Consider the following 14,905-nt stretch of genomic DNA (forward strand, 5'->3'; position numbering starts at 1 on the left):
TACCGACGTCCGGAGCGCTCAAGCCGTGAACCTTCCCCGGGTGTGGCCGTCGACGGCGCTCAAATGGGTGCGGCGCGGGGCGGTGATGGCCACGACGGCGATGTCGTCGTGAACCTGCTGGCCTACCCACTGGGTGGCCAGCATCATGACCCGTTCGACCACCGCCGTCGCGGGCATTCCGCCGCACTCGGCCAGCGCGGCCGCCAGGCGTTCCTCGCCGAACATGTAGTCACCGAGAGGGCCACCGCGGGCTTCGGTGACGCCGTCGGTGTAGAGCACGCAGGTCTCGCCCGGGGCCAGTGTCGTCTCGAACGACTGCGCATGGATCTCGGGGAGGGCGCCGATCAGCGTGCCAAAGGTGTCGGCCTGCTCGACCCGCCCGCCTTCGCGAATGATCAGCGGCGGCAGGTGACCGGCACTGGTCAACCGGACCACCACCGAGCCGTCCCGGTTGGCCACCGAGGCCAGCACCAACGTGGTGAAGCGGGCGTGCTCGGTGGACAGCATCGCGCCGTTGAGCAGTTCGAGCACGGCGTGGTGATCGGCGGCCAACGGCGTCAACGCCTGCAGGGTGTTGCGGATCTTGCCGGTGAGCATGGCGGCCTCGAGGCCCTTGCCGCAGACGTCGCCTAGCACTACCAACGTCTCGCCATCGGGGGTCGGGGCGGGATGCACGTCATAGAAGTCGCCGCCGACCACTTCGTAGTCCTCCGAGGCCCGGTAGGCGCCGGCGAACTCGATGCCGTGCACGGGATGCAAGTCCGGCGGCAGCAGGTCGCGCATCAACGTCCGGGTGATCGCGGCTTGTTCGGCGTAGAGCCGCGCGGCCGACAACGCCGCGCCGGCGCGGGCCGCGAACAACCGCGCCAGCACCTCTTCGCCTTCGCTGAATTCGCCTTCTTCGGCATGCCGCAGCAGCACCAGAGCACCGGCCGAGACGCCGTGGCCGGGCAACGGGGTGATCATCACAGACCGCACCGGCGCCGGGAAGCCGGTTGGGATCAGCCAGTCCGGCAGCGTCGCCGCGTCGATCCAGCGCGAAGGCACCGGCGGGAAGCCCCGCAGCGCCTCACTCAGCCCGGTTACCGACGCCGGATCCGCGTCGACGCTGCGCTGCTCGACGGTGCCGTTGTGGTCGCAGTAGAAGATCGGCATCCGCCGGCCGCGGCCGGCGGGCGCCACGACGACGGCGGCGTCCGCGAGGTCACGGGCCGCCAGCAACACGGTGGCTTCCCGGCAGCGGTCGATGTTCAGCGACGCCATCAACACCGACGACGCTTCGAGCAGGAATGCCGCGCGCTCGTGCTCGCGGGTCAGCGCGTACTGGGCCTCTCGCAGCACGTGGCCGGTGTCCTCGACGAGCGACCAGGCCACCTCTCCACTGGGCAGTGTTGCGTGGTGGGCTTCGAATTTGCGTCCGCCGACCGGGCCACCGGCGTTGAACGATTCCCGGCTGGTCGGCACCGACGAGGGCGCGACGAGTCGCATGTGTACCGGCGAAAGCCAGTCGACGGTGGCTTCTAGCTGGCTGCCGAGGGCGGCCGACGGCAGTAATTCCTGCGCAGAGGCGCTCAATGCGCGGATGGCCCCGGTCTGGTCGACGACGAGGGTCGGGCAGGCGACGTAGGTCCACAGAGACTCGTGGCCGGTGTCAGCCGTTGCCGGAGCGGGATCGAGCATAAGCAAATCGACCTAAAAATTGTCGTAACTTCTTAACGAACTTTAGCGAGGAGCTTACGCACATCGCTTGCCGTGGGGGAAGTCTCGGTTTTGCTAGATCTGATCTTGAAAATCGGCATCTTTGACTGAACCGAAGTGGATACCGTCGACACTACAGACATCGGAGGTGTTATGACGGGTCAAATTCCGCTAGTCGACTATCTGGTGCTCGACGACGGCGACCCACACCTCGTCGCACAGGAATGCACAAACTGCGCGGCCCGATTTTTCGATCGGCGCAACGCCTGTGCCAGTTGCTTCGCGTCGGAATTCAAGACGGTTGCGGTACCGACCGACGGCACGGTGCGGGCATTCACGATCGTCACTTTTGCCGCACCAGGCATTCCCACCCCATTCGTCGCCGCCGTCGTCGATTGCGACGGAACCCAGGTGCGGACGAATTTGGTCAACGTCGAGCCCGATCCCGAGCACGTCCACGACGGCATGAAGGTGCGGCTGGCGACATTCCCGATCGGCACCGACTCGGCTGGAACCGAGGCGGTCGGCTTCGGCTTCGAGCCCGCGACCTGATGACCGTCCCACTTCGAGGAGCAGCACCATGAGCGCCAGCGACGACATTTGGATCCTGGGTATCCGAATGACCAAGTTCGGCAAGCATGCCGACAAAGACACCGTCGACCTCGCCGCCGAGGCGGCGACGGGCGCTCTCGCCGACGCGGGGGTGACGATGGCCGATATCGGCGTGATCGCCGCCGGGAACCTGATGGCGGCAAATGCCGGCATCGGCCAGCAGTTGCAAAAGCAGATCGGCCAGACCGGTATCCCGGTGTACAACGTCGCCAACGCCTGCGCCACCGGTGCCACCGCGCTGCGCACCGCGATCATGGCCGTCAAGGCCGGCGAGGTGGACTACGGCCTGGCGGTCGGGGTGGAGAAGCTCTCCGGCGCCGGGTTACTCGGCGGCGCCGGTACCAAGAAGGCCGATGCCGACGTTTGGGAACCCAGAGGCCGCTACGGGGCGGTGGCCCCGATCGACGGGCGGATCGGCACCGAGTCGATGCCCGGCGTGTTTGCCCAGATCGGCACCGAGTACGGCCACAACTACGGCGGCACCAGCTTCGAGCTGTTTGCCAGGATCAGCGAGAAAAACCACGCTCACTCGACGTTGAATCCGCTTGCTGCTTACCAGAAGAAGTTCACCCTCGAACAGATCATGAACGACGTGATGATCGCGTACCCGAACACCCGACCGATGTGTTCGGCCAACTGCGACGGTGCCGCGGCCGCGGTGGTATGCAACGGGGAGACGCTGAAGTCGCTGTCGCTACAGCAGCGTAAGCGGGCGGTGAAGGTGGCGGCATCGGTCCTGACCACCGACCCCTTCGAGGACGGTTGTCAGGTATTGCCGAACGTCAACACCTTGACCCGCAACGCCGCCGCGACGGCCTACGAGCAGGCCGGCGTCGGACCCGGCGATCTCGACCTGGTGGAGTTGCACGACTGTTTCGCCACCGCCGAGCTGGTGCACCACGACAATTTGATGCTGTGTGAAAAGGGCGGCGCCGCAGACTTTTTCAACACCGGCGCCACATGGCGAGACGGCGCTACACCGGTCAACGTCTCGGGCGGTTTGCAGTCCAAGGGTCACCCGATTGCCGCCACCGGAATCGCGAACATCTGGGAGATCTGCCATCACCTGCGCGGCGAAGCGGGCGATCGGCAGATCGAGAACGCAAAGGTCGGATTGGCTCACGTGATCGGCCTCGGCTCGGCTTGCGGCGTGCACATCCTGGAAAAGTCGGCCGCCTAGCTGCGATTGCGAGCGCGGCGAGCCGTGCGAAGCGGGTCGACGCCATCACACCTAGTCGTGTCACCATGAGGTATGGCGACTGAGTTAGGTCTGCGCGAACGCCGTCGCCGGCAGACCAGCGCGGACATCCGTGACGCCGCCGTGCGGCTGGCCCGTGAACGCGGCTTCGACAAGGTGACCGTCGACGAGATCTGCGCCGCGGCCGGAGTCTCGGTGCGCACATTTTTCAACTATTTCCCGAACAAGGAATCCGCCATCGCCTACGGCCCTTCGGACATACCGGATGAACTGGTCGAGGAGTTCGTCGCGGCAGGCCCGGCCGCGTATTCGGTAGTGCTGGACGAGCTGATCATGCTGGCCGCCCACCACCTCCGCGACATGCCGCCGGACCGCGAGCAGGCCGAAACCTGCCTGGAACTCGCCAAGACGACGCCCGCCATGCTGTCGGCATTCCTCGCCGATCTGGAGCGTTTTCAGAATCACCTGATCGACATTGTCGCCCGTCGCCAGGGCATGAAGCCGGACGAGGAGATTCCGGCGGTGATCTCGGCCCTGGCGCTGACGGCTATCCGATCGGGCATCGAACGCTGGACGCAGGGCAAGCCGGAGGACATCGACGACACGCCCTTGCCGTACGTCGAGCGTGCCGCGGCGCTGGTCAACAGCATTTTCACAAAGTGATTTGACGCACTAAGCGAAAAACTTGCACATTCTGCAAAATATGCACATGATGTAGCAATGCTCGTGCGGGTGCACTGGGGCGAAGCCGCACCCGGTGTGCCGGTGTGATGAATCTGCCTGCGATGCAGGCTTATTCGTGCTGCCCGCCATCTGACCGGGAAGGAACCATCGGGTGCAGATTTCCAAGCTGATCCGCAACGCGTGGTTGCCGCTGCTGATCGTCGCCGTGGTGGTGGTGGGCGGCTTCGCCGTGACACGGGTGAAGTCGTTCTTCGGCGCCCACGACACCGGCGCTATCACCACGACCAAACTCGACGACTCCAAGCCGTTCAAGCCGAAGGTCGTGAAATACGAGATCTTCGGTCCGGCCGGCCATGCCAACGTGAATTATCTGGATCTCAGTGCCGATCCGCAGCGGGTCGACAATGCGCCGCTGCCCTGGACGCTGGTGCTCAAAACCACTGCGCCATCGGTATTTCCGAACATCGTGGCGCAAAGTGACGGTGACTTCATCGGTTGTCGCATCACCGTCGACGACGAAGTAAAAGACGAGAAGTCCAATACCGGTGTGCATGCGCTGACCTTCTGCATGGTGAAATCGGTATGAGTACAACATTCTCGGAGGCGCACACCGATCAGATCCCAATCGCCAAACATGCTGCGCGCGACCGGATACCGCACTTCATTCGGACCTTCGCGGTGCCGATCATCATCGGCTGGATCGCGCTGATCGCGCTGCTCAACGTCATCGTCCCGCAGCTCGAAGAAGTCGGGAAGATGCGGTCGGTGTCGATGAGTCCCGAAGACGCGTCCTCGGTGATCGCCACCAAGCGCGTCGGCGAGGTGTTCAAAGAATACAAGTCGAACAGCGCAGTGATGATCGTCCTGGAGGGCCAAAAGCCACTCGGCGCCGATGCGCACACGTACTACGACCAAGTCGTCAAGAAGCTCGACGCGGACAGCAAACACGTTGAGCACGTTCAGGATATGTGGAGTGATCCGCTGACCGGAGCGGGCGCGCAGAGCAACGACGGCAAGGCCGCCTACGTTCAGGTGTACCTCGCCGGTAACCAGGGTGAGGCACTGGCCAACGAGTCGGTCGAGGCAGTTCAGCAGATCGTCAAAAGTGTTGCGCCGCCTAACGGTGTCAAGATCTACGTCACCGGCTCGGCGGCCATGTCGGCCGACCAGAACATCGCCGGAGACCGCAGCCTGCAGGTGATCGAAGCCGTCACGTTCGCGGTGATCATCGGGATGCTGTTGATGGTGTACCGGTCGGTCGTCACCGTGCTGCTGACCTTGGCGATGGTCGTGTTCGAACTCGCCGCCGCTCGCGGATTGGTGGCATTTTTGGGCTACCACAAGGTGATCCTGCTCTCGACGTTCGCGACCAACCTATTGGTGACGCTGGCCATCGCTGCCGCCACCGACTACGCCATCTTTCTGATCGGTCGCTACCAGGAGGCGCGAGGTAAGGGCGCGTCCCGTGAGGACGCGTACTACGAGATGTTCTCCGGCACGGCCCACGTCGTGCTCGGGTCCGGGCTGACCATCGCCGGTGCGACGTTCTGCCTGCACTTCACCAACCTGCCGTATTTCCAGACGCTGGGCATTCCGCTCGCCATCGGCATGGTGGTCGTGGTGGCCGCGGCGTTAACCCTTGGCCCGGCTGTGGTTTCGGTGGCCTCGCGGTTCCGGCAGACGCTCGAGCCACGCCGGAACACCCGGATCCGCGGCTGGCGCAAGATCGGCGCCGTCGTGGTCCGCTGGCCCGGACCTATCCTGGTCGCGACGATCGCGGTGGCCCTCGTCGGGCTGCTGACGCTGCCCGGCTACCGCACCAACTACAACGACCGCAACTACCTGCCAGCCGATCTTCCGGCCAACTCCGGTTATGCCGCCGCCGATCGGCACTTCTCCCAGGCGCGGATGAATCCCGAGCTGCTGATGATCGAAACGGACCACGATCTGCGCAACTCGGCGGACTTCCTGGTGATCGACAAGATCGCTAAGGCGATCTTCCGGGTGCCCGGAATTGGTCGCGTGCAGGCGATTACGCGACCGGAAGGCACGCCGATCGAGCACACGTCGATCCCGTTCCAGATCAGCATGCAAGGCGTCACCCAGCAGCTGAACCAGAAGTATCAAATGGATCAGATGGCCGACATGCTCAAGCAGTCCGACGAGATGCAGACCACGATCAACAGCATGGAGAAGATGTCGCGGCTGACCAAGCAGATGTCCGACGACATGCACGTCATGGTCCAGAAGATGCATTCGATGACCATCGACGTCGCCGAATTGCGGGACCACATGGCAGATTTCGAGGACTTCTTCCGACCCATCCGCAGCTACTTCTATTGGGAGAAGCACTGTTTCGACATCCCGGTGTGCTGGTCTTTACGGTCGGTCTTCGATGGCCTGGACGGCATCGACACGATGACCGACGACATCGAGAGCCTGCTGCCGGTGATGGATCACCTCGACACCCTCATGCCTCAGTTGTCCGCGATGATGCCCGAAATGATCGCGAACATGAAGGATATGAAGAAGACGATGCTGACCATGTACCAGAGCCAAAAAGGCTTGCTGGATCAGCAAGTTGAGTCGCAGAAGAACTCGACGGCCATGGGTAAGGCCTTCGATCAAGCCAAGAATGACGAGTCGTTCTACCTGCCCCCGGAGACGTTCAACAACGCCGAGTTCAAACGGGGCATGAAGAACTTCATCTCACCGGATGGTCACGCGGTGCGGTTCATCATCAGCCATGCCGGCGATCCGATGACCGAAGAGGGCATCTCGCACATCGACGCGATCAAGAACGCAACCAAGGAGGCCCTCAAGGGCACGCCGCTGGAGGGCGCGACGATCTACCTCGGCGGCACCGCGGCCACGTTCAAGGACATGGCCGACGGCAGCAACTACGACTTGCTGATCGCCGGAATCGCTTCGCTGTGCCTGATTTTCATCATCATGCTGATCATCACGCGAAGTGTGGTGGCGTCGGCGGTGATCGTCGGAACGGTGTTGCTGTCGCTCGGTGCGTCGTTTGGATTGTCAGTTCTGATCTGGCAGCACCTGATCGGGATCGAGTTGCACTGGATGGTGCTCGCGATGTCGGTGATCATCCTGCTGGCGGTGGGCGCCGACTACAACCTGTTGCTGGTGTCGCGGTTCAAAGAGGAGATCCACGCCGGCCTAAACACCGGAATCATCCGGTCGATGGGCGGCACCGGATCGGTGGTCACCTCGGCCGGATTGGTGTTCGCGTTCACGATGATGACGATGGCGGTCAGTCAGTTGACGGTCATCGGACAGGTCGGCACCACGATCGGCCTCGGGTTGCTGTTCGACACGCTGATCGTCCGGTCGCTGATGACGCCGTCGATCGCCGCGCTGATGGGCAAGTGGTTCTGGTGGCCGCAGGTCGTCCGGCAACGGCCGAAGCCGTCGCCGTGGCCAGCGCCACTGGAAAGGAAAGACCGGACCGCCGTGAACGCTTGACCCAGCCGCTGAGCACTTCTCAGCCGAGCCTGCTTACATGGGTCAGACCCGGTGAATCGAGCTCGGAGGAGTTGCAGTGTGCTTTGATGGCAGTCGCTCCATCGTTCCAACGGCAGTACTGCGCAGGCTCGCCGACGATGACTCGATCCCGGCCGAATCGCGGCAGGCACTGCTCGATAGTGCCGCGGTAGAGCCCGCGTGGCGCGAGCTGCGCACCGCGCACACCGAGGCGACGCAGACCCTGCTCCTCGCCGCGAAAACGACCGGCCTCAGTGTCGCGGACGTGCTCACTCCCATTCCGGCGGTGACCGTTTACGACTGCAAGAACACTCAGTCGCTGCCCGGCTCACCCGTCTCGAAGCCGGGCGAGAGCTCTGATCCGACGGCCAAACGCGCATTCGACACAACTAGTGCCGTCGTCGACTTCTACCGGGAATGCTTCGGGCGCAACTCGGTTGACAACGCGGGCATGACGCTGATGTCGTCGATTCATTACGGCGTCCGCTACGACAACGCCTTCTGGAACGGCTCTCAGATGACGTATGGTGACGGCGACGGCCGGGTCTTCACCGACTTCACCAAGTCCGACGACGTCATCGGTCACGAGTTGACGCACGGCGTCACACAATTCACGGCAGGGTTGGACTACACCGACGAGCCGGGCGCCCTCAACGAGAGTGTCTCCGATGTATTCGGCGCGATGTTCCACCAGTGGCGACGCAAACAAGCGGTTACGCAGGCGGACTGGCTGATCGGCGCCGGCGTCATCGGTCCCGTCGCGGCCGCCAAGGGGTACACGTGCCTACGCAGTCTGGCCGAACCCGGCTTACCGCAATGCCTTTCGCCGCAGCCGTCGCACTACAGCGAGTACGTTGCGGGCGGCGACCCGCACGAGAACAGCGGTATACCGAATCACGCGTTCTACCTGGCGGCGACTGCTATCGGTGGACAGTCGTGGGAGAAGGCCGGAAAGGTCTGGTACGCCGCGCTGAGCGGTAGCAAGGCCCGTCCGTATACCAGCTTCGGCAATTTCGCGGCGCTCACCCGCACTGCCGCCAGGTCGCTGTTCCCCAGTGATACCAGGGTCTATCGTGGCGTGGACGAGGCGTGGACGCGAGTCGGCATCCCGGACCCGAGCGAGGCGTAGCAATGCAGGATCGCTACTTCATTGAGCGACGAGGCGGTATCGCGGGCCTGAAAGCGAGCGGCACAATCGACGCTGACGCACTGGATCCGAATGACCGCAACGCGCTGGAACAGATTCTCGACAGCGAGGAACCGCCCACCCGCGAGCCCGGCGCCGACAGATACACGTACGTCGTCACCCGTGAAGGCATTCTCGGCCGCACGACGCGAGAGATTCCGGAAAGTGCGATACCTGCCGGGGTGGCAAGCGTATGCACACCGGAGATCTGACCCGTCGCTTCAGTGGATGCGGGCGCTGCCGCCGAGGCCGATTTCTAGCACACTGCCGGTGATGACACCCGGGTCGGTCACCAGGTACAGCACTCCGCGGCTGACGTCTTCGGGCTGCAGCCACGGCTGCGGGATCGGGTTGGCCTTCATCATCCGGCGCACCAGGTCGTCGGGTATGTCGTCGCCGCCGGCGGGTTGCACCATCGGGGTCTGCGTCGTGGTGGGGCAGACGACGTTGATCGTCACGCCCTCCTTGGCAACTTCTAGCGCGGCGGACTTCGCCAGCCCGATGACTCCCCACTTGGTGGCGTTGTAGGCGGCCAGGTCCGGGATGCCCATCCGGCCGCCCATCGACGAGGTGACGACGATCCGCCCGAACCGTTGTCGGCGCATCACCGGGATGGCCGCGCGCAGGGTGTGGAACGCGCCGGTCAGGTTGGTGTCGACCAGCTGCTGCCACACGCCGTCGCTGACCTCGTCGAGCGGCCCGGTGCTGACGACGCCGGCGTTGGCTATCACAATGTCGAGGCTGCCCAGGTCGGCGACCGTCTGCGCGACCGCGGCCTCGACGGCGGCGCCGTCGCGGACGTCCAGGGTCACCGGCACGCAGCGGCGGCCCAGCTCGTCGACCAGCTTCGCGGTCTCGCGTAGGTCGTCCTCGGTCCCCAGCGGGTAGGTCAGCTCCGCCATCGGGTTCGGCGCGTCGGCGACGACGACATCGGCGCCCTCGGCGGCCAGCGCCAGCGCATGCGCGCGGCCCTGCCCGCGGGCTCCGCCGGTGATCAAGGCAACGCGTCCGTCCAAGGCACCCATAGCTGACGAAGCTACCAGGCGATGTGTCTTTCGGTCGCGAAAGCACTTGCGACAGGCTTGGTTTCGGCGGCGTGGTTGCCTCGGGCACGAAGCCGGCTGGCGTGTGTTGCGCCATTTTGCTGGCAGGTGGCGCGTTACGGGGTACTCGCGAGGCCAGTACCGACCGAAGGACCGACATGAGCAAAACCGATCAACGCCACCTCGGCGAGTCCGACAGCCCGATCGAGGACGAACTCGAGCGGGCGTTCAACAGGATGATCGCCGAAGGCACCCAGCGCCTGCACCGGACGTGGCGGGGCGTGACGGTGACCGGCTTCTTCGGCGGCACGGAAGTGGCGATGGGCGTGCTGGCTTACCTGTCGGTGCTGCATGCGACGCACAATCCGCTGGTCGGCGGTATCGCCTTCTCGATCGGTTTCTTGGCACTGCTGCTGGGTCGCAGCGAACTCTTCACCGAGGGTTTTCTGATTCCGATCACGACGGTCGCCGCGAAGCGTGCCAGCATCGCCCAGCTGTTGAAGTTGTGGGGCGGGACGCTGGCCGCGAACCTTGCGGGTGGCTGGTGCTTGATGTGGCTGATCATGGCGGCGTTTCCGCAGCTTCACGCGCAGGCCGTCGAGTCCGGCGCGCACTTCGCGCTGGCTCCTCTGTCGATGCAGTCGCTCGCGCTGGCCGTGCTTGGCGGGATGGCCATCACGCTGATGACCCGTATGCAACATGGCACCGATGCGGTGGTCGGCAAGATGGCAGCGGCGATCGCGGTCGCCTTCCTGCTCGCCGGTCTCCAGATGTTTCACTCGATCCTCGACTCGCTATTGATCTTTGGCGCGCTGATCACCGGCAAGGCGCCGTTCGGTTACCTCGACTGGCTCTACTGGTTCGCCTACACCGCCGTCGGCAACGTGGTCGGGGGCCTGGTGTTGGTGACCCTGCCACGGCTGCTGCGCAGCAAGGACCGGCTCCACCAAGAGCGTGACGAAGTTGAACGCACTTCGCAATAGCGTGCGGTGTCAGCTCAACTCATGCGCCACGGCGTCGAAAGCGCGCAACGTGTCGAGCATGTGCGGCTCGTGCGAGTGGGGCTGCGCGGAGACCTTGGCGGCGATCGTGTCGGTGGCACGGTTGACGTAGATCATTTGTCCGCACATGCCCAGGCACAACACGACATCGCTGCCCGGGTTGGGGATCCACACTTGGTTGCGGTACATGCCGCCCGGTAGATCGGTGTCGTCCGGATTCGCGGCAAAGGCCTGACGCGAGTCGGGCCCTCCGGCGAGCGTGTCGGCAATCCACGCCGCCGGCACCACCTGATCGCCGGTCAAGGACACGCCGTCGTGGAGGAACAGTGCGCCGAACCGAACGAGGTCGAGCAGCGCGGCGTTGACACCGCCGTCGAAGAATCCGGTGCCGGCCGGGTCGACGGCGATGGTCGCGTCATACTCGGCGCCGATCCGGCTCCACAGACATTCGGACATCAGGTCGGGCATCGGCTGGCCCGCCGCGACTTCGCAGACCCAACCGAGCACATCGGTCTCACATGAGCGGTATTCGAACGGGCCGCCGTGCGGCGATTTTTGCTGCAAGGTCAGCAAGAAGTCACGCATCGTCGCGGGCGCGGTCGGGCTCGTTCTCGGAGCCCAGCCCATGGCCTGGTCAAGCAGATGTATCTCGGCGGCCGGGTCGCTGTAATCCTCGCGGAACGCGATACCCGACCGCATGTCGAGCAGATGACGGACGGAGGCACCGGCATAGCCCGAATCTGCAAGCGCAGGAACAAAACTCGTGATCGCCGCGTCGAGATCGATGGCACCCGCGGCGTGCAGTACGCCAACGACCGCGCCGACCAGGGACTTACTCACCGAGAACACCAGATGCCGCGATTCGGCCGTCATGCCGTCGAGGTACTCCTCGGCCACCAGGCATCCCCGGTGCGCGACGGCCCACCCGTCGGTGGCGGTGGCGGCCATGACGGCTCCGACTGTGCTCGCCTGCCCATCGGACACGGTCACCGAAATATCGGCCACCGATGCACCGGCTCTCCGGAAGCGCGCCACTGGACCGTCGCCGCGCGTGATCAGCGTGGTCGGCACGAAGTCGTCCACGTGCTGAAACGACCAGCGCGAATACGGCGGCGACAGCCAATTTTCCAGCGAGATGCCTGCCGGGGCGTCGCTGGCGCGGTCCTGCGCCGTCACGCTCGTGCGACGAGCCGCGAGACGATCGGTGCAGCGGGCGCCAGCGGTGTCGAGACGAACTTGGCACGCATGCCCTTGACCCAGCGCTGACAGCGTTCGGTCAGCCGGTAGTCGTCGGTCTGCAGGTGTCCGCGGGTGACGAGTACGCCCAGTTGAGCGCCCTCGGTGCGGAGATCGCCCGGTGCCGCTACCCGCATGTAGAACGCTTCGGACCCGTCGAGCAAGGTGGCCCAGTCGTTGGCCGGCCGCGCGAACGAGACCCGGCCGTCGTCGTCGATACGCCACACCCCCGTGCGCGGTGTGGCGGTGAAAAGTTCTACGTCCGAGGAGGTTTCGTTGATGATGACCTGGCCCCAGACCTCGTCCTCACCGTAACCGCGTTCCCAGCGCTCGTTGATGCCGTCGATGTCCAGCTCGTAGTCGACGTCCATGTACTCCAGAAGATGGAACAGGAACAAGGGCATGTCGGCGTAGGCCTCGGTCGTCAGATTCGTCATCGGGCTGGCTCCGCTCAAGCGCGGGTTGACCTCGCCGAGGTAGAGCTGGTCGGAGTCCAGGTCGTGCAGCAGATCCACCTCGAAGTAGCCCCGATAGCCCTCGCGGTTCAAGATGTCACCCAGCTTGCGCACGATCTCCCGGGCCGCGTGGGTCTGGTCGGGTGGCAGCACCTCACGCCAGATGTCGTTGCCGCACCAGGCGCCCCGGTTCGGGGTCAGTTCTCGATAACCGACGAGGCTGGTCATCGCTGGGCCGATCGCGGTGCCGTGCCGTGTGACGGCGCCTTCGATGCACACCTCGACGTTGCGAATGCGCTTCATCACCTTGAACTCGGACTGCTCGGTCAGTTCCTCGGCATGCTCGTCCCAGTCGGCCTGCCCCCGAATGAAGAAGGTCCCGCTACCGGCGTTGCCGACAGGAATGGAGATGACGAGGTCGTCGCCGAGGTCTGCATCGTGCGCCAGTTTCAGCAGCTCGTCGTAGGAACCGGCTCGACCCATCACATGCGGAACGCTCGGGACTCCGGCCTCGTCAGCTAAACGGGTCATGACGGTTTTGGAGCCGAGACGTTCGCGCAGCCGTACCGGTGGATGCATGACCTCCAGGCCGGCCTGCCGGGCGAGCCGCTGCGTTTCTTCGTCCATCATGACGAAGCACGCCTTACCGCCGGGGCCTCGACTGGCGATGAACTCGACGGTCTCGGGGTCGGTCAGCAGGTGGTTGCACACGTCGCCCATCGAGTCGAAGTCGAGCCGGTCGCGACGGCGGGGGACGAACACCCGCGAATGCGTTCCCTCGAATGAATCAAAGTAGGTGAGGTAGAAGAAGTTTCGGATCCAGCGGTCGACGCCGAGCAGGTTGAATGGCGTGGGTGAGATGAAGAACAGCGGCACGGAATTCGTGTGGAAGAACGCACGAATGTCCGACAGCCCTTCGAGCCGTCGCGGCGCGTCGGGCGCCATCAGGCCGCCAAGGACGTGACGCCGGAAAATCTAAATGTCGTCATCACACCAGTGTGCACGTGTCGACGGATGTGTCGAGGCGGCCACGGCAATGTGTGGTCGAGCGACTCGACATGTTTTGCCGGCTACGCACCCGAAGAAGACGTCAAAGGGACACCGCCGCAATTCATTTGGTCGACGAACTCGAACCGATGCGCGACGAGGGGCTCGACTACTACCCACGGCGGCTGCCGGCAGTGGGACCCTGGTCGCGGGTACCTGTCACGGCGGGGGACTTTGTTGTTCCCGGGCGGGCTGCCCGACGTGTTCGCCGCTGAGTAGGGCGGCTTGCTTATGTCAAAACCATAACGACGTCGGGCGGGAAGCTTTACGCTGTGCGCCGGGGGCGTCGGCAGCTCATTCTCGACACAACAGTTTTTCATGAGGTGGGTTGTGCGCGTTCGTATTGCGTTGTTTGTCCTGGCCGCGATGGGTGCTATCGGTGTAGGTGCGGCTCCGGTGGCGCTCAGTGCGCCGCCGGCCTATGTGACCGGCTGCGGGTCGGGCTTCTATAGAAATTCGGACGGGGATTGCATTCCCAGGCCGTCGAAGGATTCGTCGGAAACGCCCTCGACTGGTGGGGCGCCGGACCTGGCTACCGCGCCCCAGTTGGTCGGCCCGGGTGCTGAGACCGGTCCCGGCGTCGGCGGCGGCAGCCCGGTCGGCCCGCCTCCCGGTGCGACGGCCATATGCCGGGACGGCGATTACTCGTTCAGCACCCACCATTCCGGCACGTGCTCGCGCCACGGGGGAGTGTCGCAGTGGCTGACCAGTTAGGCACTGATTGACGGTCACACAAGGCTTTTGGCCTATGCGCTCGACGTGTTCGATCTGAACTTCCAGGTCGTTCCGCCGCCGTTCGTGATGCGGCAGTTCGTCAAGACGGGCGTGTTCATTCCCGCACGGCTGAGCTTCCTATTCGTCGGGGCGGCCGAGATGGCCGGCTGCATCATGTTCGACGAACTGCGCCGCGTCGGCCTCGAATTGTTCGCCGACGAACCGGAGGTGTCGGCGCGGATCGAGCTGCTCTACACCGAGATATTCACCGACGAGATCGGACACGTCGGCTACTGCGCCTCACGGTGCACGTCCGCGGAACGAGCGGTCATGCGGCGGATCTACCCGCTCATCGGGCGGCTCTTCGCGCGGCAGACCGCAGAAATCAGCCTCCTGATCGACCCGAAGGCGCTGCACGCGCGACTCGACCGCCCGTTCAGGATCGACGAGCTCACCAAGGGGTTGGGCCGGGAGACGTATCTCGTCACGCATCCATGACTTCGTGGAGCCGATGACGGGAATCCGGCAAG

At 64.4% G+C, this 14,905-nt stretch carries 13 protein-coding genes and 1 pseudogene; 10 read left to right on the forward strand and 4 right to left on the reverse strand.

Features of this window, described 5'->3' with window-relative positions:
- Window positions 1-18: 18 nt before the first annotated feature.
- Window positions 19-1,680: a PP2C family protein-serine/threonine phosphatase gene (locus MKK62_RS12045; RefSeq protein ID WP_240260863.1), complete on the reverse strand. Its 1,662-nt coding sequence runs from the start codon at window positions 1,678-1,680 to the stop codon at window positions 19-21.
- 171 nt (window positions 1,681-1,851) lie between these two features.
- Here MKK62_RS12045 and MKK62_RS12050 point away from each other — a divergent pair, with 171 nt between their 5' ends.
- The 7 genes from MKK62_RS12050 to MKK62_RS12080 all read left to right on the forward strand — a co-directional run bounded on the left by MKK62_RS12050 (window position 1,852) and on the right by MKK62_RS12080 (window position 9,091).
- Entirely contained in the window at window positions 1,852-2,250 is a 399-nt protein-coding gene (locus MKK62_RS12050) for a Zn-ribbon domain-containing OB-fold protein (RefSeq protein WP_240260862.1), read from the forward strand.
- A gap of 28 nt (window positions 2,251-2,278) precedes the next feature.
- A complete protein-coding gene (locus MKK62_RS12055; RefSeq protein WP_240260861.1) occupies window positions 2,279-3,490 on the forward strand; it encodes a thiolase family protein in 1,212 nt (403 codons plus the stop codon).
- A gap of 72 nt (window positions 3,491-3,562) precedes the next feature.
- On the forward strand, window positions 3,563-4,171 hold the full coding sequence (locus MKK62_RS12060; RefSeq protein ID WP_240260860.1) for a TetR family transcriptional regulator: 609 nt from the start codon (window positions 3,563-3,565) through the stop codon (window positions 4,169-4,171).
- A 172-nt stretch (window positions 4,172-4,343) separates the two neighbouring features.
- Window positions 4,344-4,778, forward strand: coding sequence for an MmpS family transport accessory protein (locus tag MKK62_RS12065; RefSeq protein ID WP_286670898.1), 435 nt, complete (start codon window positions 4,344-4,346; stop codon window positions 4,776-4,778).
- The gene (locus MKK62_RS12070; protein WP_240260859.1) at window positions 4,775-7,675 is read left to right on the forward strand and encodes an MMPL/RND family transporter; all 2,901 of its coding nucleotides are present in this window, start codon (window positions 4,775-4,777) and stop codon (window positions 7,673-7,675) included. Before MKK62_RS12065 ends, MKK62_RS12070 begins: the two co-directional genes overlap by 4 nt.
- A 76-nt stretch (window positions 7,676-7,751) precedes the next feature.
- On the forward strand, window positions 7,752-8,822 hold the full coding sequence (locus tag MKK62_RS12075; RefSeq protein ID WP_240260858.1) for a M4 family metallopeptidase: 1,071 nt from the start codon (window positions 7,752-7,754) through the stop codon (window positions 8,820-8,822).
- Between the two features lie 2 nt (window positions 8,823-8,824).
- On the forward strand, window positions 8,825-9,091 hold the full coding sequence (locus MKK62_RS12080) for a protealysin inhibitor emfourin (protein ID WP_240260857.1): 267 nt from the start codon (window positions 8,825-8,827) through the stop codon (window positions 9,089-9,091).
- A 9-nt stretch (window positions 9,092-9,100) separates the two neighbouring features.
- Here MKK62_RS12080 and MKK62_RS12085 read toward each other — a convergent pair whose 3' ends face one another.
- Entirely contained in the window at window positions 9,101-9,904 is an 804-nt protein-coding gene (locus tag MKK62_RS12085) for a mycofactocin-coupled SDR family oxidoreductase (RefSeq protein WP_240260856.1), read from the reverse strand.
- A gap of 176 nt (window positions 9,905-10,080) precedes the next feature.
- Here MKK62_RS12085 and MKK62_RS12090 point away from each other — a divergent pair, with 176 nt between their 5' ends.
- The gene (locus MKK62_RS12090) at window positions 10,081-10,905 is read left to right on the forward strand and encodes a formate/nitrite transporter family protein (RefSeq protein ID WP_240260855.1); all 825 of its coding nucleotides are present in this window, start codon (window positions 10,081-10,083) and stop codon (window positions 10,903-10,905) included.
- 9 nt (window positions 10,906-10,914) lie between these two features.
- Here the strand turns inward: MKK62_RS12090 and MKK62_RS12095 are convergent, their stop codons facing one another.
- Both MKK62_RS12095 and MKK62_RS12100 read right to left on the reverse strand, forming a co-directional pair.
- A complete protein-coding gene (locus MKK62_RS12095) occupies window positions 10,915-12,099 on the reverse strand; it encodes a serine hydrolase domain-containing protein (protein WP_240260854.1) in 1,185 nt (394 codons plus the stop codon).
- Window positions 12,096-13,559, reverse strand: coding sequence for a biotin carboxylase (locus MKK62_RS12100; protein WP_240260853.1), 1,464 nt, complete (start codon window positions 13,557-13,559; stop codon window positions 12,096-12,098). The genes MKK62_RS12095 and MKK62_RS12100 overlap by 4 nt, the downstream gene beginning before the upstream one ends.
- 432 nt (window positions 13,560-13,991) lie before the next feature.
- Between MKK62_RS12100 and MKK62_RS12105 the strand changes: the two genes are divergently transcribed.
- Entirely contained in the window at window positions 13,992-14,375 is a 384-nt protein-coding gene (locus MKK62_RS12105; RefSeq protein WP_240260852.1) for a DUF3761 domain-containing protein, read from the forward strand.
- A 15-nt stretch (window positions 14,376-14,390) separates the two neighbouring features.
- Window positions 14,391-14,873: pseudogene (locus MKK62_RS12110) on the forward strand (hypothetical protein); the annotation flags it as partial.
- Window positions 14,874-14,905: the final 32 nt, after the last annotated feature.

The organism is Mycobacterium paraterrae, assembly GCF_022430545.2.
GTDB classification, from domain to species: Bacteria; Actinomycetota; Actinomycetes; order Mycobacteriales; family Mycobacteriaceae; genus Mycobacterium; species Mycobacterium paraterrae.